The following is a 23,222-nucleotide window of genomic DNA, read 5'->3' as shown; positions in this document are numbered from 1 at the left end:
GGCTCAGGCGTCGAGGTCGGGGATCAGCTTGCTTTCCAGCCGCGCGATGTGGTCCTTCAGCAGCAGCTTGCGTTTCTTGAGCCGGGTGAGCTGCAGCTCGTCGCGGCCGATCGCGCTGGCCAGCTGGGTGATGGCGGTGTCCAGGTCGCGATGCTCCAGCCGGAGTTCGGCAAGCAACTGGGCGGTTTCGGCGTGATCCTTTACCTGCATGGCGATGGGCGGCGGCGCGGATGTTGCCCGGTAGTGTAACGCCGCCGGAAGCGGGTGGAGCAGAGGGTACAATGCGCGTTCCGACCCCGCCGTTGCCGTCATGTCCGCGCTGCCCGAAACCGTTTCCACGCCCGCCGCCGAGACCGAGCGGCTCGCCACCCGGCTGCGCCACCAGGCCGGCAGGGCGATCACCGATTTCCGCATGATCGAGGGCGGCGACAAGGTGATGGTGTGCCTGTCCGGCGGCAAGGATTCCTACACCCTGCTGGACGTGCTGCTGCAACTGCAGGCGAAGGCGCCGGTGCGCTTCGAGCTGATCGCGGTGAACCTGGACCAGAAGCAGCCGGGCTTCCCGGAGCACGTATTGCCGCAATACCTGAAGTCGCGCGGCGTGCCGTTCCACATCATCGAGCAGGACACCTACAGCACGGTCGCCCGGGTGATCCCCGAAGGCAAGACCATGTGCAGCCTGTGCTCGCGGCTGCGCCGCGGCGCGCTGTACACCTGGGCGGCGGCGAACGGCGTCGGCAAGATCGCGCTGGGCCACCACCGCGACGACATCCTCGCCACGTTCTTCCTCAACCTGTTCCACCAGGCCAGCCTGAAGGCGATGCCGCCCAAGCTGCGCTCGGACGACGGCCGCCACGTGGTGATCCGCCCGCTGGCCTACTGCCGCGAGAGCGAGATCGCCGAATACGCGGCGTTGAAGGAATTCCCCATCATTCCGTGCAACCTGTGCGGCTCGCAGGAGAACCTGCAGCGCAAGCAGGTGCGGCGCATGCTGGACGAGTGGGAGCGCGAGCACCCCGGCCGCAGCGAGACGATGTTCCGCGCGCTGGGCAATGTGGCGCCCTCGCAGCTGGCCGACCGCAGGCTGTTCGATTTCGAGGGGCTGGCCGCAGGCGCCGGCGATTCGTGACATCATGGCCCGTTCGTCCGTATGGACGTCCATACTTACATCCGACCAGCAGCGAGAAATCACGTGTCCATCTTTGCATCCGTTGAAATGGCCCCGGGCGATCCCATCCTCGGCCTCACCGAGAAGTACGTCGCCGATCCGCGCAAGGAGAAGGTGAACCTGGGCGTGGGCATCTACGTGGACGACCAGGGCAAGGTGCCGGTGCTGGACGCGGTGCGCCAGGTGGAGCAGGCGCTGGCACGCGACAACCTGGCGCACAGCTACCTGCCGATCGACGGCCTGCCCGCGTACAACCGCGAGACGCAGCAGCTGCTGTTCGGCGCCGGCGCGCCCATCCTCGAGGCGGGCCGCGTCGCCACCGCGCAGACCATCGGCGGCAGCGGCGCGCTGCGCGTGGGCGCGGACCTGCTGAAGCAGGTGCTGGGCGCGAACGCGAAGCTGGCGATCAGCAACCCGAGCTGGGGCAACCACCACGTGGTGTTCCGCACCGCCGGCTTCCAGCTGGTCGACTACCGCTACTACGACGACGCCAGCCACGGCCTGGACTTCGCCGGCATGCTGGCCGATCTCGGCAAGCTGGAGCCGGGCACCGTGGTGCTGCTGCACGCCTGCTGCCACAACCCCACCGGCGTGGACCTGGACGCCGCGCAGTGGGCGCAGGTGGTGGCGCTGCTGAAGGACCGCGGCCTGCTGCCCTTCGTCGACATGGCCTACCAGGGCTTCGACAAGAGCGCGACCGAAGACGCCACCGCCGTGCGCCTGCTGGCCGACTCGGGCATTCCCGCGTTCGTGGTGGCGAATTCCTATTCCAAGTCGTTCTCGCTGTATGGCGAGCGCGTGGGCGCGCTGAGCTTCGTGGGCGCCGACCGCGACGAGGCCGCGCGCCTGCTGTCGAAGATCAAGACCACCATACGTGCGAACTACTCCAGCCCCGCCACCCACGGCGCCAGGCTGGTGGCGGGCGTGCTGGGCAGCGTCGAGCTGCGCGCCCTGTGGGAGCAGGAACTGGGCGCGATGCGCGACCGCATCCACACCATGCGCGGGGCGTTCGTCGACCAGCTCGCCGCGCTGGGCGCACCGGACTTCGGCTTCATCAACAAGCAGGCCGGCATGTTCTCCTACTCGGGCCTCGGCAAGGCCCAGGTGGACCGCCTGCGCGACGAGTTCGCGATCTACGCGCTCTCCAGCGGCCGCATTTGCGTGGCCGCGCTCAACACCGGCAATATCGACTACGTGACCAGGGCGGTCGCCGCCGTCTGCCGCTGATCGCCCTGCCTGGCACCCCAAGCCGTTCGCGTTGAGCGCAGCCCGCGCAGCGGGCGGAGTCGAAACGTCCCCATGTTTCGACTCCGGCCCTTCGGGCCCGTGCTCAGTGCGGACTGCGTTTTCGTCGCGTTTTCACTGGATGTCCCATGTTCTTCCGCAACCTCACCCTGTTCCGCTTTTCCCCCGCCGTCGCCGACGACCTCAAGCGCCTGGACGAGGTGCTGGGCGAACACCGCCTGCGCCCCTGCGGCCCGCTGGAGATGTTCACCAAGGGTTTCGTGCCGCCGGTCGGCCGCGGCGAGGATGCGCCGCTCACCCACGCGGTGAAGCACTGCACCTGGCTCACCGTGGGCGGCGAGGACAAGCTGCTGCCCGCCGCGGTGGTCAACGACGAACTGCAGCGCAAGGTGCGCAAGATCGCCGAGGAGGAAGGCCGCAAGGTGGGCGGGCGCGAGCGCAAGCGCATCAAGGAAGACCTGCTCACCGAGCTGCTGCCGCGCGCCTTCGTGCGCAGTTCGCGCATGTCCGCCTACGTCGATCAGAAACATGGCTGGCTGGTGCTGGACACCTCCAGCCGCAAGAGCGCGGAGAACGCGCTCAGCCAGATCCGCGAGGCGCTGGGCAGCTTTCCCGCCGTGCCGCTGGCGCCGGAGGAAGGCCCGCGCGTGCTGATGACCGACTGGCTCGCCACCGGCGGCCTGCCCGCCGGCCTCGCGCTGGGCGACGAGTGCGAGCTGCGCGATCCCGCCACCGCCACCGGCGCCATCGCGAAGTGCCGCCGGCAGGATCTGGATGCCGACGAGGTGAAGGAGCACCTGCGCAACGGCAAGCAGGTGTTCCAGCTCGGCCTGGTGTTCGACGACCGCATCAGCTTCGTGCTGGGCGAAGACCTGATCGTGCGCAAGCTGAAGTTCCTCGACGTGGTGATGGACGAGCTTGGCGACAGCTTCGAGGACGCGTCCGCCGAAGCCGACGCCGGCTTCGCCCTGCTCACCCTGGAACTGGAGCGCCTGCTGGCCAAACTGGAGGAATGGTTCGGCCTTCCTCGTCCCGCCGACGGCTGAGACTGGCGCCGGGCAAGGCCTGGCGGCCCTGCCATTCACGGCCCTTGCACAGGGGTAAGGGTCTCCCCGCATACTGTCCGTCCGGGCAGGCCGACCGACGGCCTGTCACCGGTTGGGCAGGCAGCAGGATCATGGCGCAGCATCTCGAAGGCGACTGGTTGGAACTGGCGACCGCAGGCGGCAACATCATCCGCGTGCTCAAGGCCGCCCACCCGCGTGCGCGCCGGCTGCGCCTCACCGTCACGCCCAAGGGCGCGCGCGTGACCTACCCCGACGGCACCCATCCGGCCCAGGTCAGCGCCTTCCTGCGCCACCACGCCGACTGGCTGGAACAGAAGCTCGACGAACTCAACCTGATCGTGAAGCCGCTGCCCCCGCTGCGCGTCGGCCACGCCACCACGCTGCCGCTGCGCGGCGAGCTGGCCACGCTGGACTGGGCCGAGGGCGCCTATCCGAAGATCGAGGCGCAACCCGACGGCCTCACCCTGGTGATCCCGCGCCCGCACACCCGCGCGCTGCCGGTGGCGCGCGGCCTGCTCGCCTCGCACCTGGAATCGCTGATCCGCCGCGACGTCTCGCGCTGGCTCGCGTTCTACGTGCCGCAGCTGGGCCTCGCGCCCACCGCGCTCAAGGTGCGCCCGATGAAAAGCCTGTGGGGCAGCCTCGACACCCGCGATCGCATCAACCTCGATCTCGCGCTCGCGCTCGCCCCGCCCGCCGCGCTGCGCTACGTGCTGGTGCACGAACTCTGCCACCTGCGCGTGCGCAGCCACGCGCCGCGCTTCTGGGCGCAGGTGAGCCAGCTGCTGCCCGAGTGGGGCGAACAGCGCGACTGGCTGCGCGTCAACGGCGCCACGCTGAAGGCGGAACTCGACCGGTTGGTGGCCGACGTCGCGGATTGAAACCGCGCCGGCTGAGCGGCGTGGCAGCACTGCCGTCCCACCCGCCTGCGCGTGTTGTTTCAAGGGCGTTGCAAGCCGGCCGCAGCACCGCGCGCCCAAGCGAGACGCAGCGCACAAACAGCCTTGCCACGTGCTTGCCGGGACGGGATCGCGCGTGGCTGAATGGCGGGGTCTGCAGGGGGACGCGCCATGTTGTTCCGAAGCATCGCTTCGCGGCTGTCGTTGTGGGTGCTTGCCGGCTCCCTGGTGGTGCTCGCGATCGCCGGCGGCCTGCTGTTCTACCTGGTGAGCGGAGAGATCCTGCGGCAGGCGCACGGCGAAGCCACGGCGCTGGCGGGCGAGGCGGGCGCGCGCATCGAACAGCGGCTGGCCCGCGTGGCCGACACCTCGCGGACGCTGGCCACCGCGATGGCGACGCGCTCGGGCGATGCCGAGGCCTTGTTGCGCGACGCGCTCGCGCGCAACACCGACCTGTCGGGGCTGGCGGCGGCCTTCGTGCCCGCGGCGGACAACCCGCCGGAGTCGCCCTTCGTCAATCGGCAGGACGACGGTTCGCTGGGCTGGCGCGACATGCGCAAGGACCCCAAGCCGTACTGGGAGGCGAACTGGTTCCGCGTGGGGCTGCACTGCGCGCAAGGTTGCTGGCAGCGGCACTTCCATTCGCTGTCGCGCAGGCGCGAGCTGGTCAATTACTCGGCCGTGATCCAGCGCGACGGCCAGGCCATCGGCCTGATCAACGCCGACGTCTCGCTGGACTGGCTCAACCTCATACTCGGGGAGTTGCGCAAACCTCCGGGCGCCTACGCGTTCGTGCTGGACGAGGGCGGCGCCTATCTCGCGCACGACAATCCCGCCATGGTCGGCCAGCGCGGCGATCCCGCGCTGCTGCGTGCGCTGGCGCAACCGGGCACCGCCCGCGTGCGGCTGGCGATCGCTCAGAATCCGCAGGCCGGCGGCAAGCCGGTGTGGATCTACCTGTTTCCCGTCGAAGGCACGCACTGGAGTTTTGGCCTGGCCATGCCGGAGGCCATGATCTACGCCGGGGTGCGCCAGGCGTTCATGCGCGTGCTGCTGCTGGGGCTGCTCGCGTTGCTGGCGGTGGCGGCGATCACGCTGCTGGCGACGCGCCGCACGCTCGCCCCGCTGGGCACGCTGGCCACGCGCGCCGAGCAGGTGGCGCGCGGCGCGCTTGCGTTCGAATTGCCGCGCGCGCGCTTCCCCGACGAAGTCGGCCGGCTGACGCACGCGTTCGACCGCATGCGCAGGGAGCTGGCGCTGCACATCGCGGAGCTGACGCGCAACGCGAAGGAACAGCAGCGCCTGGCCAGCGAGCTGGACATCGCGCACCAGATCCAGACCGCGCTGCTGCCGGGCGAGCACTACATCGACGCCCGCTGCGAGAATTTCGAGCTGCGCGCGCTGCTGCGGCCGGCGCGCGCGGTGGGCGGCGACCTCTACAGCTACTTCATGCTGGGCGAACGGCGCTTCTGCGTGATGGTGGGCGACGTGTCCGACAAGGGCATTCCCGCGGCGCTGTTCATGGCGCGCACGATCACGCTGGCGAAGGCGCTCGCGCCCCGCGCTCGCTCGCCGCAGCACCTGCTCGCCATGCTCAATCTCGAACTGTGCCGCCACAACGAGAACTGCATGTTCGTGAGCCTGTCCTGCGGCATGCTCGACACGTCCACCGGCGAGCTGGTGATGTCCAGCGCCGGCCACGAACCGCCCGTGCTGTGCGACGCGGACGGCGCGCGGCTGCTCGAGCTGGAGACCGGCGCCGCGCTGGGGCTGGACGAGGACGCGCGCTATCCCGCCCGCACGCTGTGGCTGCAGCCCGGCCAGACCCTGATGCTCTACACCGACGGCATCACCGAGGCGAGCGACACGGACGGGCAGATGTTCGGCGTCGAACGCCTGCTCGCCTGCCTGCGACAGGCTGCGTCATGCGCCTCCGCCGAACTGGCGGACGGGTTGCTGGCCGAGGTCGACCGCTTCGCCGCCGGCGCCGCACAGGCCGACGACATCACCGTCCTCGCGCTGAACTGGCATCATGCGCTGGCCGACGGGAACGCGCACATGCTGGACCTGACGATCGAGGCGTCGATGGACGAGGTATTCGCCACGCTGGAGCGTTGCGAGGCCTCGCTGCGCGCCCAGGGCGTGTTGCCCGCGGTGCGCGAGGACATCCGCCTGGTGCTGGAGGAACTCATGGTCAACATGGTGGAGCACGGCCGCGACGACGGTCTGCAGCACCGGATCGGCCTGCACCTGCGCCGGGTCGAGGATGCGGTGGTGGTCGAGCTGCACCACGACGGCCGCCCGTTCGATCCGTTGCAGGCGCCGGCGCCCAACCTCACCGGCGACCTGGCCGACGCCGACGTGGTCGGCGGCCTGGGCATCCACCTGGTACGCGCCATGGCCAGCGAACTCAGCTACAGCCACGACGAGCAGGGCAACCACCTGCTGCTGCGCTTCCTCCACCCTGCACCTGCGGAATCCGGCCATGACATTCAGCCTGAACACTGAAAGCGAATCCCCTGCGCGCACGACCCTGCACCTGCACGGCCGGCTCGACGCCCAGACCTTCAACGACTTCGACCGGGCCATGCTGGACGTGCTGCCGCGCGTGGCGGAAGGCGGCACCGTGGTGCTGGACCTGTCCGCGCTGGAGTACATCAGCAGCGCCGGCCTGCGCAGCATCGCGATGGTGCGCAAGAGCATGCGCGCCCGCGGCGGCAACACGCTGCTGCTCAACCCGCAGCCGCAGGTGCGCAAGGTGTTCGACATCGTGAAGGCGGTGCCGCTGCACGAGGTCTTCGCGAACGCGACGGAGCTGGACCAGTACCTCGACCACATGCAGCGCCAGATCACCGGTGCCGGTCCGGCCGGCCACGCCTGAGCCGCCGGTCGCTACGGCGCCGGCGCGGGACTCATGTGCAGCAGCCCCCAGCCGTGGCCGTCCGGGTCGATGAAGCTGTGCGTGTACATGAAGCCGAAATCCTCCGGCTCGTCGTAGGTCCAGCCGCCCGCGGCGATCGCCTTCGCGACCAGGCTGTCGACTTCTTCGCGGCTGGCGCAGCTGAGCGACAGCAGCACCTCCACCGCCTTGCTGGTGTCGCACACGGCCCTGGGCGTGAAGTCGCGGAAGCGGACGTGGGTGAGCAGCATCACCGAAATCGTGTCGCTGACCACGATGCACGCGCCGGCGTCGTCGCTGAACTGCGGATTCCGTGCGAAGCCGAGCGCGGCGAAGAACGCGACCGAGCGCGAAAGGTCGGCGACCGGAAGGTTGATGAATACCTGTCTGCTCACGGTTTTCTCCTCGATGGTGGCGATGCCGCGCCGGCACCTGGCCTTTGCGGTAACGACGAACGGGGCGGCGGCAAATCGACCGGCCTGCGCGGATTCTTCCGGCGGCGGGCGGCGCCTAGCGTTCCGGCCAATACCAGGCCGGTTCGTCCAGCTCGCGCTGCCCCGCCACGCGGGTCTCGCTGAAGTCCTTCTCCAGCGTGATCGTGCGGCAGTCGGGAGCCGCCTCCAGCGCGGCGATCAGGCGCGACGCATGCGACACCACCCACACCTGGCTGCGCGTGGCGGCGTGGATGATGAGGCGTGCCAGCGCGGGCAGCAGGTCGGGATGCAGGCTGGTCTCGGGCTCGTTCAACACCATCAGCGGCGGCGGCCGTGGCGTGTGCAGCGCGGCGATCCACAGCAGGTAGCGCAGCGTTCCATCGGACAGCTCCATCGCGGAAAGCGGCCGCAGCAGGCCGTGCTGCGAAAACAGCAGGGTGAAGCGGCCGTCGTACGCGGCGATGTCCACCTTCGCCCCGGGAAACGCGTCCTCCACCGCGGCGTCCAGCGCCGCCGGGTCGCCGATCTCGCGTATCGTTTCCCAGGCCGCGGCGAGGTCGGCGCCATCGTGGCCCAGCACCACCGTGCGCGTGCCCCAGTGGGCTTGCCGCGCCGGCGCCTCGCGATCCGAGCGGAAATGGTCGTAGAAGCGCCATGCCCGGATCGACTCGCGCACGCGCAGCGCCTCCGGCGCACGCTCCGGATCGGCCACCTGGGTGAGCAGGCTCTCGAACGCATCGAGATGCTCGGACACCACCCGCCAGGCGCGCGCATCGCGCACGCGCGCCAGCGGACCGCGGCGGTCGACCAGCGTGTTGGACGCGCGCAGGAACGGGCCGCTCCAGATCGCCTCGCGCTTGAACTCCGGGTCCAGCGCGAACGCGGGCCGGTTCGGTGGCGGCGGAAAGCCGAGGTCCATGGCGTAGCCGAAGTCCTCGCCGGCGAAACCCAGCTTCAGGCCCACGGACTGTTGCCGGACCACGCCCTGGACCGGCACCTCGCCCCGGCGCATGCGCCCGGAGATGCGTTCGGGGCCGGCCCACAGCACGGAAGACAGGCCGCCTTCGCGGGCCAGCGCGCCCACCACGCCGCCGCCGGCCGATTCCGCCAGCAGCCGCAGCGCGCGGTAGAGGTTGGACTTCCCGCTGCCGTTCGCGCCGGTAACCAGGTTGAGCCGCCCCAGCGGCACGACCAGCGAGCGGATCGAACGATAGTTCGCGACCGCCAGAGTGTTCAGCATCGTGCGCTCCCCGAAGTCCGTCAGCGGAATATCGTGCGCATGCTAGCCGCGGGAAATCTCCGCCGCTGAGACAGGGATGGAACAGGCCGCTGGCCTGCCCGCCGCCCGCAGTCGCGCATCCATGCGCTCCGGCCTGCGCCCGCGTGGCGTTTCGCTGAACGGAGTAGGCGCCCGCACTCGATCATCGCGCGGCGACGTTGCATGCTGGCGGCATCGTCCGCGTGGAAACCGTCGCCGTGTCCTCTCCCTGGACCATCGCCGTCGCCGCGATCTGGCTGGCCTGGCTGCTGTACTGGTCGGTGGGCGCGCTGGGCAACAAGCGCGCCGCGCGGGTGGACAGCCTGGGCGGGATGCTGGTGTACCGGGTGCCGCTGGTGCTCGCCGTGATCCTGCTGTTCATGGGGCCGCCCGGCGCGGGCGTGGTGTGGTTGTGGCTGCGCTTCCTGCCGCCCTCGGCGGCGTGGCACTGGCTGGGCCTGGCGCTGCTGCTTCCGGGCCTGGGCTTCGCCTGCTGGGCGCGCGTCACGCTGGGGCGCAACTGGAGCGCCACGGTGCAGCTGAAGCAGGACCACGAGCTGGTGGTGGCCGGCCCGTATCGCTGGGTGCGGCATCCGATCTACACCGGCATCCTGCTTGGCCTGCTGGGCACCGCGCTGGTGTTCGGCCAGTGGCGCGGACTGCTGGTGCTGGCGCTGGCCGCGGTCGCGTTCTGGTTCAAGCTGCGCCACGAGGAAGCATGGATGCGCGAACGCTTCGGCAGTCGCTACGTGGATTACATGCGCACCACCCGGGCGTTGATTCCGGGCCTGCTTTGATCGTCTGAAGCGTCGCTTGCCGGCAGCGGGCCGAACCGGCACAACAATCCGAACAGCGCCAGGCGTCGGCTGCCGGGGCCTGGCTTCCGGGACGGCGCTGCGCTCAGTGCGACAGCGCGAACGCGGTGAGGATGCGCGCGGTTTCCTCGGGCTTCTCCAGCTCCGGCATGTGGCCGCAGCCATTGAGCGTGCTGGTGCTGATCGCCGGAGCGTGGGTGAGCCCGTTGCGCAGGCCGTCCAGCGCGGAGATGTCGATGACCTTGTCGTCGTGGCACCACAGGCCGAGCACCGGCATGGTGAGCTGGTCGAGACGGTTCTGCACGGCGAGGTATTGCGAGGGCTCGCGCAGTTCGGCCAGCACCTTCTCGATGAAGGCGTGGTCCTTCACGTTGCGCGCCACCAGCACGTCGACGAAGCGGCCTGGGATCGTCGGGCGTTTTTCGAAGACCATGTCCGCCGCATGCCAGAAACCGGCGCGGTCGGAGAACACGAACGGGTTCTTGCCCGCCAGCGTCTCGCGGGCGAAGTCGTTCTCGTCGAACTTCAATCCGAACGCGTCGAGCAGGGCCAGCTCGCCCACGTGCTCGGGGTGCTCGGCGGCGTAGGTGCCGGCGACCGCGCCGCCCATCGAGTGGCCCACCAGCAGGAAGCGGCCGAGGCCCAGCGTCTGCACGAAGCTCTGCAGCCGCGCGGCCTGCGCGTCGATGTTGTAGCTCGCGCGCATGTCGCGCGAGGACTCGCCCCAGCCCGGCAGGTCGGGGATGACGAGATGGAAGTGCGGAGTGAGTTCCTTGGCCAGCGGCAGCCACACATCCTTGCCGTCGGCGAAGCCGTGCAGCAGCACGATGGTGGGCCCCTGGCCGCCTTCGTAGTACGACCAGGTCGTGTCGCCGGCCTGCACCGTGTGCTTTTCCAGGTGCGCGGCCATCGCCTCGCGGGCGATGTTGGCGCGGAACAGCCACTGCGGCGCGAACAGGTAGCTGCCGCCCAGCAGCACGCCCAGCGCCACGACCACGATGGCGAGGAACTTCAGCCGGCGCAGCAGCATGCGCTGCCACAGCGGGCGGGTGGAGGTGTCGGTGGTGGGCATCGGGTCGGTTCCGGCAGGGTGGCTGCCCCGCTCCCTGCGCAAGGGAGCGGGGCAGGTTGCGTCAGTTTTTCGCGGCGGGCTGCTTCGCCTTCGCCCCGGCCTTGGCGAACAGCCGCTCCACCGCCTGCTGGGTCAGCGGGTGGTAGCCGTCCTTCGCCTTGGCGTAGACCTGCTGTGCGTAGGCGAGGCCGTCGGGCGTCTTCGCGAAGGCGCCGTACACCGGCATGGTGAGGTAGAGCCGGCCGATGCGCGTCATGTGCTCGGCGGCGGCCGGCCATGCGGCCTTGTCGCCGGCGGCGATCGCGTGCACGTACCAGCGCATGCCGATCTCGGCGTTGTGCGTGCCGGTGAGGTGCCAGGCGGCGTCGAGCTGCTGCATCTGCTCCAGCCTGGGCGCGTCGGGCAGGCGGTCGAGGAAGTACATCCACTCCTGGGTGTTCCAGTCCTTCGCGTCCAGCTTGGCGGCGGGCAGGGTGCCGGCGAGGAAGGCGCCGCGCTCCTTGTCGATCATGTCGAAGCGCGGCGAATCCGGCAGCGGCGCATCCTTGGGGATGCCGGTGCCGTAGACCCACTGCTGCACTTCGTCCCAGCTCATCTTGCCGGGGTACTTCTCGATCAGGTTCGGCTTCAGCCACGCCAGCATCTGCTCGGTGGTGATGCTGTGCCAGGCGAAGTGGTCGAAATAGCCCTTGAGGTAGGCGTCGAAATGCTCGCGGCCGAACTTCTGCTCCAGCGTGCGCAGGAACCAGGAGCCCTTGTCGTAGGCCACGTCGGACAGCGCATCGTCGGCACCCACGCCGCGCGGATCGGGCGCCAGCTTCTGCGAGTTCGCCGGCATATGGCCGATGGATTTCTCCAGTGCGCGCGCGGACAGCAGCGCCTCTTCGTCGGCCTGGCGCTTGCCGTACAGCGCCTCGGTGATGCGGCCCTGCACGTAGGTGGTGAAGCCCTCGTTGAGCCAGATGTCGCGCCACGAGGCGCTGGTCACCAGGTTGCCGGACCAGGAATGCGCCAGCTCGTGCGAGATCACGCTGACCAGGCTCTTGTCGCCCACGATGATCGTCGGCGTGGCGAAGGTCATGTTCGGATTTTCCATGCCGCCGTAAGGGAAGGAGGGCGGCAGCACCAGCAGGTCGTAGCGGCCCCAGCGGTACGGGCCGTACAGCGATTCCGCGGTGTCGATCATCTTCTCGGTGTCGGCGAACTCGCGCGCGGCGCCGTCGACGACGGAGGGTTCCGCATACACCGCCGAGCGCGGCCCGGTTTCCTTCACCGCGATGTCGCCGGCGGCGATCGCCAGCAGGTAGGAGGGAATCGGGTGCGGCTGGTCGAAGCGGAAGCTGCCGTCCAGCGGATGCTTCGCGTCGTTGAGCGCGCTCATCACCACGCGGATGTCCTTCGGCGCGCTGACGTGGGCGTCGTAGGTGAAGCGGATCGCCGGCGAATCCTGCAGCGGCACCCAGGAGCGCGCGTGGATGGACTCGGACTGCGAGAACATGAAGGGCGCCTTCTTGTCTGCCGTCTGCGCGGGCGGCAGCCACTGCAGGCCGGAGGCATCGGGCGAGGTGGCATAGGTGATGCGCACCTGCGCCGGATGCTTCGGCGTCTCGATGGTGAGCTTGCTGCCCAGCTCCTTGTCGGCGGGCGCCAGCGCGTACTTCAGCGCGCTGGTCTTGCCATTCGGCTCCACCGCAGCGATGGAGCCGATCTTCAGGTCGCGCGTGTCCAGCACCAGCGCCGACGCCTTCGGGTTCTTCCAGTCCAGCTTCAGCGTGGCCACGCCGTCCAGCTGCTTGTGCGGGAAGTCGATCTTCAGGTCCAAATTGAGATGCGTCACCACCACCTGGTCGGGCTGGGCATACGAGTTCGGGTCGTTGGCGCGGGCGGCCAGCGGCAGCATCAGGGCGCCGAGGGCGAGGAAGGGAAGCAGGCGCATGCGGCAGCTCCGGGAATGCTGGAAAGCCGCGAGTATGCCATCGGAGGCCCCCGCATGGCCCGTGGCGGAAGGCGGGGCGTCGGCGAACGGCCGCGCGGCCGGTTCGCGCTGCACGAGCGTTGCGGAGCGCCTTGCTGAACCGGTACGGCTTCCGGCTCGCAGATGGGGACGGTCGGGCGGTTGGGCCGTGTAAAATGGCCCATTTTCAGCTCCGGATTCATGGCGAAAGCTTCCCCCCGCACGCCCGCACCAGGCCCGGCGTTCATCCGCCTGCTGGCACGCTTCGGCGATGCCGACCTGCCGCGCACGCCGCCGGTGCTCACCGAGCGCCTGGCCGACTGGTTCGACTGGAACCGCGCCCTTGTGCTGTCGCGCGCGCTGGATGGCGGTGTTGCCGGCGTCGAGGACGATGCGGAGGGCGAGGACGGCCACGCCGCCGAATGCGCGCGCCTGCGCGGCGTGCTGCGGCAATCCATCGATGCCGACATCGATCCGGCCCCGCCCGCACGCAAGGATGCCCCGACCATCGACGACGACTACCAGCCCTATCGCCAGCACTGCATGGCCGCGCAGCGCGCGATGCAGGCGGCCACGGGCCAGCTGCGCGGCCGCCTGCGCGACGCGCTCGCGCGCCAGTCGCCCGCCAAGGCGCGGCTGGCCGAGGTGGACGCGGTGATGGAGGTCGTGCTCAGCCCGCGCGAGCAGATGCTGCTGGCGCGCGTGCCCGCTCTGCTTGGTCAGCACTACAGGCGCCTGCGCACAGCGGGCGCTCCCCATGCCACCGGCGCCGATGCGCCGGACGATGCCTCCGCCGCCGGCCCCTGGCTGGCGCGGTTCCGCCAGGACATGCGCATGGCGCTGCTGGCCGAGCTGGAGGTTCGCTTTCACCCCATCGACGGCCTGCTTGCAGCGCTGCGCACCCGGTAACCATGCACAGAAATTTCCTCGTCCCCGTCGTGTTCCTTGCCGGCCTGCTGGTCGTGTGCTGGATCGGCATCGGCTACCTCGGCAACCACACGCTGGCCGCCGCCGTCGCCGCCTTGATCGCCGCCTGCTATCTCGCCGGCACGTTCGAACTGCTGCGTTACCGCCAGGCCACCGCCACGCTGCTGCGCGCGCTGCCGTCCATCGGCGACGCGGCCGGCAACCTCGGCGGCTGGCTCTCGCAATTGCAGCCCGGCCTGCGCAACAGCGTGCGGCTGCGCGTCGAAGGCGAACGCGTGGGCCTGCCGGCGCCGGCGTTGACGCCCTACCTCGTGGGCCTGCTGGTGCTGCTGGGCATGCTCGGCACCCTGCTGGGCATGATGGCCACCTTGCGCGGCACCGGACTCGCGCTGGAAAGCGCCACCGATCTCGACGCCATCCGCAGCTCGCTGGCCGCGCCGGTGAAGGGCCTGGGCTTCGCCTTCGGCACGTCGATTGCCGGCGTGGCGACCTCGGCGGCGCTGGGCCTGTTGTCGGCGCTGCTGCGGCGCGAACGCGCGTTGGCCGTGCAGCAACTGGATGCCGGCATCGCCGCGCACCTCGCTCATCGTTCGCCATCGACGCAGCGCCGCGAGACCTTCCGCCTGCTGCAGGAACAGAACGCGCTGATGCCGGTGCTGGTGGATCGCCTGCAGACGCTGGCCGACACGCTGGAACGCCAGCAGCAGGCCGCGGGCGAACGCCTGCAGGCAGGCCAGCAGGCCTTCCACCAGCGCACCGAAGCGGCGTACACGCAACTGGCTTCCACGCTGCAGCAGGCCTTGCACGACGGCATCGCCCGGCAAGCCAACGCCGTCGGCGCCGCGTTGCAGCCGGTGGTGGACAGCACCATGGCTGGCCTGGCCACGCAGTCCGATCGTCTGCATGCCACCATCGAACAAGCCGTGCGCAAGCAGCTCGACGGCCTCGACAGCACCGTGCAAGGCGCGGCTGGTGCGGCCCGCGAAAGCTGGAGCGCCGCCGTCGCCGAGCAGCAGCGCGGCAATGCGGCGCTCTCCGACGATCTGCGGCAGGCCTTGCAGCAGTTCGCCGCCACCTTCGAGCAGCGCTCGACCGCGCTGGTGGACGGCGTGGCAGCGCGGCTGGAAGACAACACGGCCCGCACGGCCGAAGCGTGGAACGGCGCGCTCGCGCGCCAGCACGAGGCGCACGATGCGCTGGCGCGGCGCAACGAAGAAGCGTGGGCGTCAGCCTCGGCCGGTTTCGACCAGCGCTCCCGTGCCTTGATCGACAGCCTGCAGCAATCGCACGGCGATCTGCAGTCGGCCTTCGCCGGGCGCAGCGACGCGATGATCCAGTCGCTGCAACGTTCGCACGGCGAATTGCAGGCTGCGCTGGAAGCACGCGATGCTGAGCGCCTTGCCGAATGGCGCGATGCCTTCGCCGCGTTGACCGGCGAGTTCGGCCAGCGCTGGGAGCAGGGCAGCGAACAGGTGGCCGCGCACCAGCAGCAGGTTTGCGCCACGCTGGAGAAGACCGCGCAGGCGATGGGCGAACAGGCGCAGGCGCAGGCACGCGACACCCTGGCCGAGATTTCGCGGCTGGTCGCCACCGCCTCCGAGGCGCCGCGCGCCGCGGCCGAAGTGGTGGCCGAATTGCGGCAGAAGCTGTCCGACAGCATGGTGCGCGACACCGCCATGCTGGAGGAACGCGGCCGCCTGCTGGAAACCCTGCAGACCCTGCTCGACGCGGTCAATCACGCCTCCACCGAACAGCGCGGCGCCATCGACGCGCTGGTCGCCACCTCGGCCGATCTGCTGGAGCGCGTCGGTAGCCGCTTCAGCGCGCAGGTGGAAAGCGAAGCCGGCCGGCTCGACGCGGCCGCGGCCCACGTCACCGGCAGCGCAGTGGAAGTGGCCAGCCTCGGCGAGGCGTTCGGCGGCGCGGTGCAGTCGTTCGGCCAGTCCACCGCGGCATTGAACGAGCGCCTGCAAGGCATCGAGGCGGCGCTGGACAAGTCGCTGGCGCGCAGCGACGAGCAGCTCGCCTACTACGTGGCGCAGGCGCGCGAGGTGATCGAGCTGAGCATGCTCTCGCAGAAGCAGATCATCGGCGAGCTGCAGCAGCTCGCCGGCGCGCGCAACGACGCCGAGCCCGCCGGCGCATGAGCGACGAGATCGAGTTCGAGCCCGGCGCCGAATCCGGCGCCACCACCTGGGCCGCGTTCGGCGACCTGATGTCGGTGTTGCTGGGCGCCTTCGTGCTGATCCTGGCCAGCGTCATCGGCATCCAGCTGTTGCTGCACAACCGGCTGGACCAGGAAGTGAAGCAGCGCCAGGCCGATGCCGCCCGCCTCAAGACGCTGGAGCAGGCGCTGGCCGCGCCCTTGGCCGCCGGGCGCGTGACCCTGGTCGATGGACGCATCGGCATCAGCGGCAGCGTGCTGTTCGCGCTCAATTCCGACCAGTTGCAGCCGGAAGGCCGCGACCTGCTGCAAAGCCTCGCCGCGCCCTTGCGCGGATATCTTTCGGCGCGCGACGAGATCCTGATGGTCAGTGGCTTCACCGACAACCAGCCGGTGCGCGTGGCCAACGCGCGCTTCGCCGACAACCTGGAGCTGTCCGCCGCGCGCGCGCTCACCGTGACGCGCGCGCTGATCGCCGATGGCGTGCCGGCCCCGTCGGTGTTCGCCGCCGCGTTCGGCGCCGAGCAGCCGGTCAGTTCCAACGACAGCGCCGCCGGCCGTGCGAAGAACCGCCGCGTGGAAATCGCGCCGATCCCGCGCAGCAAGACCGGTGCGCACTGAGATGGACGTCCACGCGCGACTGGCGGCCTGGCGCGAGCAGGGCGCCGACCACATCGATCCGTTGCGCTTCGTGTTGATGGACGCGATGGCGCGGCGCGCACTGCGCCATGACGGACTGGTGCGCAAGCAACTGGATGCGCGCCTGCAGGAACTGGCCGATGCCTACGCCGGGTTGCTCGCCGATCAGTCTGAAGCCACGCTGCCGCGCCACGTCGACGAAAGCCCGATGCAGCAACTGCTGGCGCAATTCGCCAACGCCCCGCGGCTGGATGGCGTGCCGCAAGCCGTGTCGATGGTGCACGCGCGTGCCGAAACCATCGTCGCCGACATCGCGCCCATGCCGGCGCTGGACGAGTTCCAGCAACTGTGGAGCCGCATCCGCATCGACAGCCTGCTGCGGCAGTGCCTGGATTCGCTGCCCGAGGATGCCGGCCCGTTGCATTCCCGCGTGCTCGCCTACCGCGCCATGACGCTGATGCGCGATGTCTCGCCGGAATACCTGCAGCACTTCGTCGCGTATGCCGACGTGCTGACGTGGATGGAGCACGCCGCCGGCAAGGTCGTCGCCAGCGGCGATGCCGATGGCGCTGCGATGGCCCGCAAGCCGGCGCGCGCGGGCGGCAGTCGGCGGAAGAAGCCGGCGACTACGCCGCCCGCTCAGCCGTAGCGATCCGCCAGCTTGTCGGTGGCCTGCACCAGCGCATCGACGATGGCCGGGTCGGCCGCACTGTGGCCGGCCAGCACGATGCGCAGTTCCACCTCCGGCCACGCCGTGTGCAGGTCGATGGCGGTCTTCACCGGGCAGATGATGTCGTAGCGGCCATGCACGATGGTGGCGGGAATGCGCCGCAGCTTCGCCACGTCGCGCAGCAGCTGGTCCGGTTCGAGGAACATGCCGTGGCGGAAGTAGTGCGCCTCCAGTCGTGCAAGGCTCACCGCCTTGTGCGGCTCCGTGAAATCGCCGTCGGCGTCCGGATCGTGCAGCAGCGTGGTGCTGCCGCCCTCGTAGGCGCTCCAGGCCTGCGCGGCGGCGAGGCGCAGGGTTTCGTCGCTGCTGTCGAGGCGGCGCCAGTACGCCTCGATCATGTTGCCGCGCTCGACCTCGGGAATGAAATCGCGGAAGCGCGCCCAGCGTTCGGGGAAGATGTAGCGCGCGCCGCCGTCCACCTCGTTGAACCAGCGCAGCTCCTCGTCGCGGGCGAGGAAGATGCCGCGCAGCACCAGGCCCAGCACGCGCTCGGGATGCGCCTCGGCGTAGGCCAGCGCCAGCGTGGAGCCCCACGAGCCGCCGAACACCACCCAGCGCTCGATGCCGAGTTCCTCGCGCAGCGCCTCGATGTCGGCCACCAGGTGTGCGGTGGTGTTGTCGACGAGGTCGGCGAACGGCGTCGATTGCCCCGCGCCGCGCTGGTCGAACAGCACCACATGCCAGCGCGCGGGATCGAAGAAGCGGCGATGGTAGGGCGCGATGCCCGCGCCGGGGCCGCCGTGCAGGAACAGCACCGGCAGTGCGCCGGGCGTGCCGCATTCCTCCACGTGCAGGCTGTGCCGCGCATCGACGGCGAGGCGGCGGGTGCGGAAGGGTTCGATCTCGGGATACAGCTCGCGCATGGCGTTCAACCGAATTGCAGGGCGTTGGTGAGGTCGCCGGGCGGCGGTCCGCCGGCGTCGCGCATGGCCTTGTCGCGCAGCGCGATGCCGGGCAGCGGGTCCAGCCCGAAACGGCGGTTGATGAAGCGCTGCACCGAGCCGGTGTCGTAGACGGTGTGGTCGACGTGGCCGCGCTTCGCGTGCGGCGAGACCACCAGCGCGGGGATGCGCGTGCCCGGCCCCCAGCGGTCGCCCCTGGGCGGCGCCACGTGGTCCCACCAGCCGCCGTTTTCGTCCACGGTGATCACCACCATGGTGTGCGGCCACAGCGGGCTCTTCTGCAGCGCCTCGATGATCTGCACGATGTGCGCGTCGCCGGCGGAGACATCGGAATAGCCCGCGTGCATGTTGAGGTCGCCCTGGGGCTTGTAGAACGCCACCGCCGGCAGCGTGCCGCGTTCGATGTCGGCGATGAAGCGGCTGGTGGCCGCGGTGCTGCCGGTGCCGCCGTCGCGCAGGTGCTGCGCGCGCGCGCGGGTGCCGGGCGCGAACGCCTCGAAGTAGTTGAACGGCTGGTGGTGGATCTGGAAGTTCGGCGCGTACGGAAAGCTGTCGCGGGTGCCGCGCACGCCCTTGCCGTCCAGCGCCAGCTGCCAGCCGCCGGCGTACCACGCCCAGTCGATGCCCTTCGCGCTGAGCCGGTCGCCGATGGTGGCGTGCGACTGCGGCGGCAGCGTGCTGGGGTCGGCGGGGTCGGCCAGCAGCGGGTTCTTCGGATCGTCGGTGAAGGCCGGCGCATACGGCGGGCCCATGGTGTTCACCGCCCAGAAGTCGGGCGTGAGCGCCATGCGCGAGGCGAACTTCGGCCGGCCCTGCATCGCGCTGGCGGGCGAATCCTCGGCCAGCTTCGGGCGGATGCCGGTGGGGTCGTCGCCTTCCAGCTCGGTGATCTGGAACTTCGCCGGGCCCTGGTCGGCGTGCGGGAAGTACGGCGCCTGCGCGGCGATCAGGTAATGGTGGTTGAGGAAGGAGCCGCCGAACGCGCCCATGAAGAAGTTGTCGCACAGCGTGAACTGCTTCGCGAGTTGCCATAGCGCGAGCTTGTCCGCGCTGTCGCCGTAGCGCCCCATCACCAGCGCGCCGCTGTCGCCCCAGGCCACGAAGCCGTCGTTCCTGCCGCCGTTGATCTGCAGCTGGTTGTTGTAGAAGCTGTGGATGAGGTCGCGCGTGACCAGCGCCTGCGGCAGCGGTTCGCCCTCCGGCGTGACCAGCGCGAACGGCGCGTTGGTCAGCCCGTGTATCGCCTCCTCGCCGATCTGGTACTCGCGGCCGTACAGCACCTGCTTGTGCGGGATCAGGCCGTGCCAGATCGGCGGCAGGGTTTCGAGCACGCGGCCGTCGCGGTCGCGTTGCCGGTATTGCTCGGGCGCGAGCGCCGACAGCGGTTGCGCCAGCCCGGGGAAATCGCCGAACAGGTTGTTGAAGCTGCGGTTCTCGGCGTAGATCACCACCACGTGGCGGATGTGCTTGCGCAGCGCGGCGTCCAGCGCGCGGTCGCTGGCGCTGCGGGCATGGCCGCCATCGGCCGCGACCACCTGACCGCCGCCCACGGCCAGCGCGGCGCCGGCCAGCGCCATGCCGCCCAGCAGCTTGCGCCTGGCGGGATCGGCAGGCGCGTCGTCGGCATCGGCGGCGGTGGGGACGGGCGGCAGTTTGTCGGTCATGGCGGTTCGCTCTGCGGCAACAGGGGAGGAAGTATGCGCTGGGCGCGGATGGGGATTCCGGGATGAGTACCTTACTTGCATGACGCGGGCGTGGCTGCCGCGCGCGCATGCCGCGGGACGGTGAGGTTTTTCCGACGCGGCTCAGTCCAGCGGAAGTTTTCGCGCCGCCTCCCACATCGTGCGGGTGAGCGGGCGGTTCGCGTGCGGCGCCTGCAGCACCACCAGCGTCGTGGTGCTGACGCTGGCGTGGATCTTCAGCAGGCGGTCGAGCACGCTTTCCAGATGGCCGATCGACATCGCCACCACGCGCAGCAGCGCGGAGTCCTCGCCGGCGAGGCGACGGCAGTCCAGCACCTCGGGGATGTCGGCGACGATGGGGCCGATGCGCGCGCAGATGCCGCCGTCGCAGCGCAGTCGCACCATCGCCTCGATGCGGTAGCCCAGCCGCTTCGGTTCCACCACGGCGCGGTAGCCGGCGATCACGCCGGCTTCCTCCAGCCGCTTCACGCGCTCGGCCACGGCGGGTGCGGACAGGCGCACCTTGCGGCCCAGTTCGGCGTAGCCCAGGCGCGCGTCGCGCTGCAGGGCTTCCAGCAGTTGCCAGTCTTTGGCGTCCAATTCGGGTTTCGATTCCAAAGCCATGGGCTCCTGTTTCATTTCGATCGAAGGCGAAGCGTTGCGCAGGCCCGTCGATGCATTATTCCGCCATCTCGCCCGCAAGACTACGATGCGCTCTCCCCATGCCGGAATCCCCATCCATGAGCGCCACCGAGCGCCTCGACGCGCGTGCCCTCGTCTGCATCGCCGTCGCCCTGCTCACCTGGTCGTCGGCGTATGCGGCGATCGCCTACGCGCTGGCCTCGTTCACGCCGGGCGAAGTGGCGTTCGCGCGTCTCGCGATCGGCTCGCTGTGCTTCGCGGCGCTGCTGGCGGCGAAGCGCGTGCCGCTGCCGGCGCTGCGCGACTGGCCGCGGCTGTTCGTGCTGGGGTTGATCGGCCTCACCGCATACCACGTCTGCCTCAACTGGGCGGAAACGCGCATCGCCAGCGGCACCGCGGCGATCCTGATCTGCCTGGTGCCCGCGGCCACCGCGGCGGTGTCGGCGCTGTGGCTGCGCGAGCGGCTGAGCCTGCGCACCTGGGCCGGCCTCGCGGTGGCGCTGGCGGGCACGGTGCTGGTGGTGCTGGCGAGCGGGCAGAAGGTCGAGGCCGATCCGAAGGCGCTGCTGGTGCTGGTATGCGTGCTGGCCTCGGCGATCTATTTCGTGGGCCAGAAGCCGCTGTTCGCGCGTTCGGGCACGCTGGCGGTCACCGCCTTCACCTTCTTCGCCGGCACGCTGGGTTGCCTGCCGTTCGCGAGCGGCCTGTCGCAGGCGCTGGCGGCGGCGCCGTGGTCGCACATCGTCGCGCTGCTGTGGCTGGGCATCGCGCCGAGTTTCGTGGGCTATCTCGCGTGGAACGTCGCGGTGCATCGCGCCAGCGCGTCGCGCGTGTCCAGCTTCATCTACCTGTCGCCGCCGATCGCCATCGCGATCGGCTGGGTGTGGCTGCACGAGGTGCCGGGTGCGATGGTGCTGGCGGGCGGCGCCGTGGTGATAGCCGGCGTGGTGCTGGCGAATGCGCGACGCCGTCCTGCGCCTGCGGCGCCGGTGGCGCTGGCCGAGGCCTGCAAGCCGTCCTGAACGTTTCTCCCCCGTACAAGGAGTGCCGCGTGTACCAGCTCTGGATCGCCAACAAGAACTACTCGTCGTGGTCGCTGCGCCCGTGGGTGCTGCTGCGCGGGCTGGGCATTCCGTTCGACGAGAAGCTGGTGCCCTTCGTCGGCGGCGCCGGCGTGAACTGGGACGCGTTCCGCGCGTTCTCGCCCACCGGCAAGGTGCCGTGCCTGCGCGACGGCGACACCGTGGTGTGGGATTCGCTGGCGATCGCCGAATACGTGGCCGAGCGCCATCCCGGCGTGTGGCCGGCGGATGCCCAGGCCCGCGCGTGGGCGCGTTGCGCCGCCGCCGAGATGCATTCCGGCTTTTCCGCGCTGCGCAACGCCTGCACGATGAACTGCGGCGTCCGCGTGCGCATCGATGCACCCGCCGAGGCGCTGCGCAAGGACGTGGCGCGCATCGACGAATTGTGGAACGAGGGACTCGCGCGCTTCGGCGGGCCCTTCCTCGCCGGCAAGGCCTTCACCGCGGTGGATGCGTTCTACGCGCCGGTGGCCTTCCGCATCCAGAGCTACGGCCTGCAGCCGGGCGCTGCCGCGATGGCCTACGTGCAGCGCCTGCTCGACCTGCCCGCGATGCGCGAGTGGTACGCCGCGGCGCTGGCCGAGCCCTGGCGCGATCCGGAGCACGAGGAGGAGGCGCGTCGCGCGGGCGCCGTGCTGCAGGATCTGCGCGCGTCCTGAGCCGCCGGCCGCGGGGCGCGTCGCGGGCTCAGGCCAGCAGCCGCACGCGCACCACGGCGGGGTCGTCGGCGTGTTCCAGCAGCAGGCGGCGCACGCGTTCCTGCCACGCCGTGCCGAACGCGGCGCGCTGCGCGGCGGTGGCGTCCGGCTGCATCGCCGCGCCCATCAGCGCCAGCGTTTCCCGCGCGGGCGGCACGCTGGCCAGATCCAGTTCCACCGCGACCGCCGTGCCGTTGTCGCGGCGGTCGAAGCGTATGGGCTGGCCGTCCGGCGCATCCGCGAAGTGCATCAGGCCGTACCGCGCGTAGCGGCCGCGGATGCCGTGGAAGCCGTTGTCGGCCGCGGCGCCGGTGACCAGGGTGAGTACCTGCGCGATCACGCCGGTGACGCCCTCGCTGGCCGGCGCCGGCATGCGCACCGCAATGCCGCCGCGCTCGGCCGGTTCGTCGGGATACAGGGCGCGCAGCGCTGCGCGCGCCGTCAGCCACGCGCCGGCCACGGTGGGACAGGAGTGGCCGGCCAGCCGCACCGCGTCGATGTAGCGGTATTCGAGCAGGCCGCCCTCGGCGGCGCCCAGCAGCTCGGCCAGCGGGTCGCGCACCAGGATGCGTGGCGCGACGTCGAAGAACGCCGGGTGGTGCATCAGTCCTCCGGCAGGCCGACGATGCCGAAGTCGATCACCACCGCGTCGGCGTCGCGCTGGCGGTAGGTCACGGTGAGGTGGTCGCCGAGGCGCTCGCGCAGCTGGGCGATCAGCGGAATCGGGTCGTGGTCGTTGACGAAGCGCATCGTCTCGCCCGAGCGCAGCGCGCCGATCGCGCCGAAGATCGCCGAGTGGCGGAAGCGCCGCGCCACGCCGCGGGCGTCGAAAAGATGGGTGTGCTGCTCGAAGACCGTGTCGGAGGACATCGCTGCGTGCTCGCTGGAAAGGGAGCACCAACATAGGCCCGGCCCCGCGCCCGGCCACTGATCTGGATCAACCGT

General features: G+C 70.3%; 23 protein-coding genes. 13 read left to right on the top strand and 10 right to left on the bottom strand.

Annotated elements, in window-relative coordinates; genetic code table 11:
- Window positions 1-3 precede the first annotated feature (3 nt).
- Window positions 4-210 (bottom strand): DUF465 domain-containing protein, encoded by a 207-nt coding sequence (locus PCA_RS14900; protein ID WP_181303404.1) that lies wholly within the window; start codon window positions 208-210, stop codon window positions 4-6.
- Between the two features lie 100 nt (window positions 211-310).
- Between PCA_RS14900 and ttcA the strand changes: the two genes are divergently transcribed.
- The 6 genes from ttcA (at window position 311) to PCA_RS14870 (ending at window position 7,260) form a co-directional block, all read left to right on the top strand.
- Entirely contained in the window at window positions 311-1,129 is an 819-nt protein-coding gene (gene ttcA / locus PCA_RS14895) for a tRNA 2-thiocytidine(32) synthetase TtcA (RefSeq protein WP_181303403.1), read from the top strand.
- Between the two features lie 63 nt (window positions 1,130-1,192).
- Window positions 1,193-2,395: an amino acid aminotransferase gene (locus PCA_RS14890; RefSeq protein WP_343204472.1), complete on the top strand. Its 1,203-nt coding sequence runs from the start codon at window positions 1,193-1,195 to the stop codon at window positions 2,393-2,395.
- Window positions 2,396-2,541: 146 nt separating this feature from the next.
- Entirely contained in the window at window positions 2,542-3,459 is a 918-nt protein-coding gene (locus tag PCA_RS14885; protein ID WP_181303401.1) for a recombination-associated protein RdgC, read from the top strand.
- 131 nt (window positions 3,460-3,590) lie between these two features.
- Window positions 3,591-4,361, top strand: coding sequence for a YgjP-like metallopeptidase domain-containing protein (locus tag PCA_RS14880; RefSeq protein ID WP_181303400.1), 771 nt, complete (start codon window positions 3,591-3,593; stop codon window positions 4,359-4,361).
- Window positions 4,362-4,550: 189 nt separating this feature from the next.
- Window positions 4,551-6,887: a SpoIIE family protein phosphatase gene (locus PCA_RS14875; RefSeq protein ID WP_181303399.1), complete on the top strand. Its 2,337-nt coding sequence runs from the start codon at window positions 4,551-4,553 to the stop codon at window positions 6,885-6,887.
- Window positions 6,865-7,260: an STAS domain-containing protein gene (locus PCA_RS14870; protein WP_181303398.1), complete on the top strand. Its 396-nt coding sequence runs from the start codon at window positions 6,865-6,867 to the stop codon at window positions 7,258-7,260. The genes PCA_RS14875 and PCA_RS14870 overlap by 23 nt, the downstream gene beginning before the upstream one ends.
- A gap of 11 nt (window positions 7,261-7,271) precedes the next feature.
- On the opposite strand, the gene PCA_RS14865 is transcribed toward PCA_RS14870, so the two are convergent.
- Window positions 7,272-7,673 carry a glyoxalase/bleomycin resistance/extradiol dioxygenase family protein gene (locus PCA_RS14865; protein WP_181303397.1) on the bottom strand — a complete coding sequence of 134 codons (402 nt, stop codon included), beginning with the start codon at window positions 7,671-7,673 and terminating at the stop codon, window positions 7,272-7,274.
- Between the two features lie 115 nt (window positions 7,674-7,788).
- A complete protein-coding gene (locus tag PCA_RS14860) occupies window positions 7,789-8,952 on the bottom strand; it encodes an AAA family ATPase (protein ID WP_181303396.1) in 1,164 nt (387 codons plus the stop codon).
- A 221-nt stretch (window positions 8,953-9,173) separates the two neighbouring features.
- On the opposite strand from PCA_RS14860, the gene PCA_RS14855 reads away from it, so the two are divergent.
- The gene (locus PCA_RS14855; protein ID WP_343204470.1) at window positions 9,174-9,767 is read left to right on the top strand and encodes an isoprenylcysteine carboxylmethyltransferase family protein; all 594 of its coding nucleotides are present in this window, start codon (window positions 9,174-9,176) and stop codon (window positions 9,765-9,767) included.
- 103 nt (window positions 9,768-9,870) lie between these two features.
- On the opposite strand, the gene PCA_RS14850 is transcribed toward PCA_RS14855, so the two are convergent.
- Window positions 9,871-10,857: an alpha/beta fold hydrolase gene (locus PCA_RS14850; protein ID WP_255436894.1), complete on the bottom strand. Its 987-nt coding sequence runs from the start codon at window positions 10,855-10,857 to the stop codon at window positions 9,871-9,873.
- Window positions 10,858-10,918: 61 nt separating this feature from the next.
- Window positions 10,919-12,793, bottom strand: a complete 1,875-nt coding sequence (locus PCA_RS14845) for a M1 family metallopeptidase (protein ID WP_181303395.1) — start codon at window positions 12,791-12,793, stop codon at window positions 10,919-10,921.
- A 219-nt stretch (window positions 12,794-13,012) separates the two neighbouring features.
- Between PCA_RS14845 and PCA_RS14840 the strand changes: the two genes are divergently transcribed.
- The 4 genes from PCA_RS14840 to PCA_RS14825 are packed head-to-tail and all read left to right on the top strand — an operon-like array spanning window position 13,013 to window position 17,190.
- Window positions 13,013-13,720 carry a DUF3348 domain-containing protein gene (locus PCA_RS14840; RefSeq protein WP_181303394.1) on the top strand — a complete coding sequence of 236 codons (708 nt, stop codon included), beginning with the start codon at window positions 13,013-13,015 and terminating at the stop codon, window positions 13,718-13,720.
- A gap of 2 nt (window positions 13,721-13,722) precedes the next feature.
- Complete coding sequence (locus PCA_RS14835; RefSeq protein WP_181303393.1) at window positions 13,723-15,885, top strand: DUF802 domain-containing protein; 2,163 nt, start codon at window positions 13,723-13,725, stop codon at window positions 15,883-15,885.
- Complete coding sequence (locus PCA_RS14830; protein ID WP_181303392.1) at window positions 15,882-16,523, top strand: OmpA family protein; 642 nt, start codon at window positions 15,882-15,884, stop codon at window positions 16,521-16,523. The genes PCA_RS14835 and PCA_RS14830 overlap by 4 nt, the downstream gene beginning before the upstream one ends.
- Window positions 16,513-17,190: a DUF2894 domain-containing protein gene (locus PCA_RS14825; protein ID WP_181303391.1), complete on the top strand. Its 678-nt coding sequence runs from the start codon at window positions 16,513-16,515 to the stop codon at window positions 17,188-17,190. The genes PCA_RS14830 and PCA_RS14825 overlap by 11 nt, the downstream gene beginning before the upstream one ends.
- Here the strand turns inward: PCA_RS14825 and pip are convergent.
- The 3 genes from pip to PCA_RS14810 all read right to left on the bottom strand — a co-directional run bounded on the left by pip (window position 17,181) and on the right by PCA_RS14810 (window position 20,473).
- Complete coding sequence (gene pip / locus PCA_RS14820) at window positions 17,181-18,134, bottom strand: prolyl aminopeptidase (protein WP_181303390.1); 954 nt, start codon at window positions 18,132-18,134, stop codon at window positions 17,181-17,183. The two genes, PCA_RS14825 and pip, sit on opposite strands and share 10 nt — an antisense overlap.
- Before the next feature lie 5 nt (window positions 18,135-18,139).
- Window positions 18,140-19,837 carry an acid phosphatase gene (acpA, locus tag PCA_RS14815; RefSeq protein WP_181303389.1) on the bottom strand — a complete coding sequence of 566 codons (1,698 nt, stop codon included), beginning with the start codon at window positions 19,835-19,837 and terminating at the stop codon, window positions 18,140-18,142.
- 141 nt (window positions 19,838-19,978) lie between these two features.
- Complete coding sequence (locus tag PCA_RS14810) at window positions 19,979-20,473, bottom strand: Lrp/AsnC family transcriptional regulator (protein ID WP_181303442.1); 495 nt, start codon at window positions 20,471-20,473, stop codon at window positions 19,979-19,981.
- Between the two features lie 122 nt (window positions 20,474-20,595).
- On the opposite strand from PCA_RS14810, the gene PCA_RS14805 reads away from it, so the two are divergent.
- Both PCA_RS14805 and PCA_RS14800 read left to right on the top strand, forming a co-directional pair.
- The gene (locus PCA_RS14805; RefSeq protein ID WP_181303388.1) at window positions 20,596-21,519 is read left to right on the top strand and encodes a DMT family transporter; all 924 of its coding nucleotides are present in this window, start codon (window positions 20,596-20,598) and stop codon (window positions 21,517-21,519) included.
- Window positions 21,520-21,548: 29 nt separating this feature from the next.
- Window positions 21,549-22,238 carry a glutathione S-transferase family protein gene (locus PCA_RS14800; RefSeq protein WP_181303387.1) on the top strand — a complete coding sequence of 230 codons (690 nt, stop codon included), beginning with the start codon at window positions 21,549-21,551 and terminating at the stop codon, window positions 22,236-22,238.
- Between the two features lie 28 nt (window positions 22,239-22,266).
- Here the strand turns inward: PCA_RS14800 and PCA_RS14795 are convergent, their stop codons facing one another.
- Both PCA_RS14795 and PCA_RS14790 read right to left on the bottom strand, forming a co-directional pair.
- Window positions 22,267-22,881, bottom strand: a complete 615-nt coding sequence (locus PCA_RS14795) for a hypothetical protein (protein WP_181303386.1) — start codon at window positions 22,879-22,881, stop codon at window positions 22,267-22,269.
- Window positions 22,881-23,147 carry a DUF2249 domain-containing protein gene (locus PCA_RS14790; RefSeq protein ID WP_181303385.1) on the bottom strand — a complete coding sequence of 89 codons (267 nt, stop codon included), beginning with the start codon at window positions 23,145-23,147 and terminating at the stop codon, window positions 22,881-22,883. Before PCA_RS14790 ends, PCA_RS14795 begins: the two co-directional genes overlap by 1 nt.
- Between the last annotated feature and the right edge of the window lie 75 nt (window positions 23,148-23,222).

The organism is Rhodanobacter sp. PCA2, assembly GCF_013620825.1.
Classification (GTDB): domain Bacteria; phylum Pseudomonadota; class Gammaproteobacteria; order Xanthomonadales; family Rhodanobacteraceae; genus Rhodanobacter_A.
This window is presented reverse-complemented; position numbering and strand designations above follow the sequence as displayed.

What these genes read in the sequence shown, in the direction of transcription:
- PCA_RS14900 (WP_181303404.1), bottom strand. Translation starts at nt 210, where the DNA reads ATGCAGGTAAAGGATCACGCCGAAACCGCCCAGTTGCTTGCCGAACTC.
- ttcA (WP_181303403.1), top strand. Translation starts at nt 311, where the DNA reads ATGTCCGCGCTGCCCGAAACCGTTTCCACGCCCGCCGCCGAGACCGAG.
- PCA_RS14885 (WP_181303401.1), top strand. Translation starts at nt 2,542, where the DNA reads ATGTTCTTCCGCAACCTCACCCTGTTCCGCTTTTCCCCCGCCGTCGCC.
- PCA_RS14880 (WP_181303400.1), top strand. Translation starts at nt 3,591, where the DNA reads ATGGCGCAGCATCTCGAAGGCGACTGGTTGGAACTGGCGACCGCAGGC.
- PCA_RS14875 (WP_181303399.1), top strand. Translation starts at nt 4,551, where the DNA reads ATGTTGTTCCGAAGCATCGCTTCGCGGCTGTCGTTGTGGGTGCTTGCC.
- PCA_RS14870 (WP_181303398.1), top strand. Translation starts at nt 6,865, where the DNA reads ATGACATTCAGCCTGAACACTGAAAGCGAATCCCCTGCGCGCACGACC.
- PCA_RS14860 (WP_181303396.1), bottom strand. Translation starts at nt 8,952, where the DNA reads ATGCTGAACACTCTGGCGGTCGCGAACTATCGTTCGATCCGCTCGCTG.
- PCA_RS14850 (WP_255436894.1), bottom strand. Translation starts at nt 10,857, where the DNA reads ATGCCCACCACCGACACCTCCACCCGCCCGCTGTGGCAGCGCATGCTG.
- PCA_RS14845 (WP_181303395.1), bottom strand. Translation starts at nt 12,793, where the DNA reads ATGCGCCTGCTTCCCTTCCTCGCCCTCGGCGCCCTGATGCTGCCGCTG.
- PCA_RS14840 (WP_181303394.1), top strand. Translation starts at nt 13,013, where the DNA reads ATGGCGAAAGCTTCCCCCCGCACGCCCGCACCAGGCCCGGCGTTCATC.
- PCA_RS14835 (WP_181303393.1), top strand. Translation starts at nt 13,723, where the DNA reads ATGCACAGAAATTTCCTCGTCCCCGTCGTGTTCCTTGCCGGCCTGCTG.
- PCA_RS14830 (WP_181303392.1), top strand. Translation starts at nt 15,882, where the DNA reads ATGAGCGACGAGATCGAGTTCGAGCCCGGCGCCGAATCCGGCGCCACC.
- pip (WP_181303390.1), bottom strand. Translation starts at nt 18,134, where the DNA reads ATGCGCGAGCTGTATCCCGAGATCGAACCCTTCCGCACCCGCCGCCTC.
- acpA (WP_181303389.1), bottom strand. Translation starts at nt 19,837, where the DNA reads ATGACCGACAAACTGCCGCCCGTCCCCACCGCCGCCGATGCCGACGAC.
- PCA_RS14805 (WP_181303388.1), top strand. Translation starts at nt 20,596, where the DNA reads ATGAGCGCCACCGAGCGCCTCGACGCGCGTGCCCTCGTCTGCATCGCC.
- PCA_RS14795 (WP_181303386.1), bottom strand. Translation starts at nt 22,881, where the DNA reads ATGCACCACCCGGCGTTCTTCGACGTCGCGCCACGCATCCTGGTGCGC.
- PCA_RS14790 (WP_181303385.1), bottom strand. Translation starts at nt 23,147, where the DNA reads ATGTCCTCCGACACGGTCTTCGAGCAGCACACCCATCTTTTCGACGCC.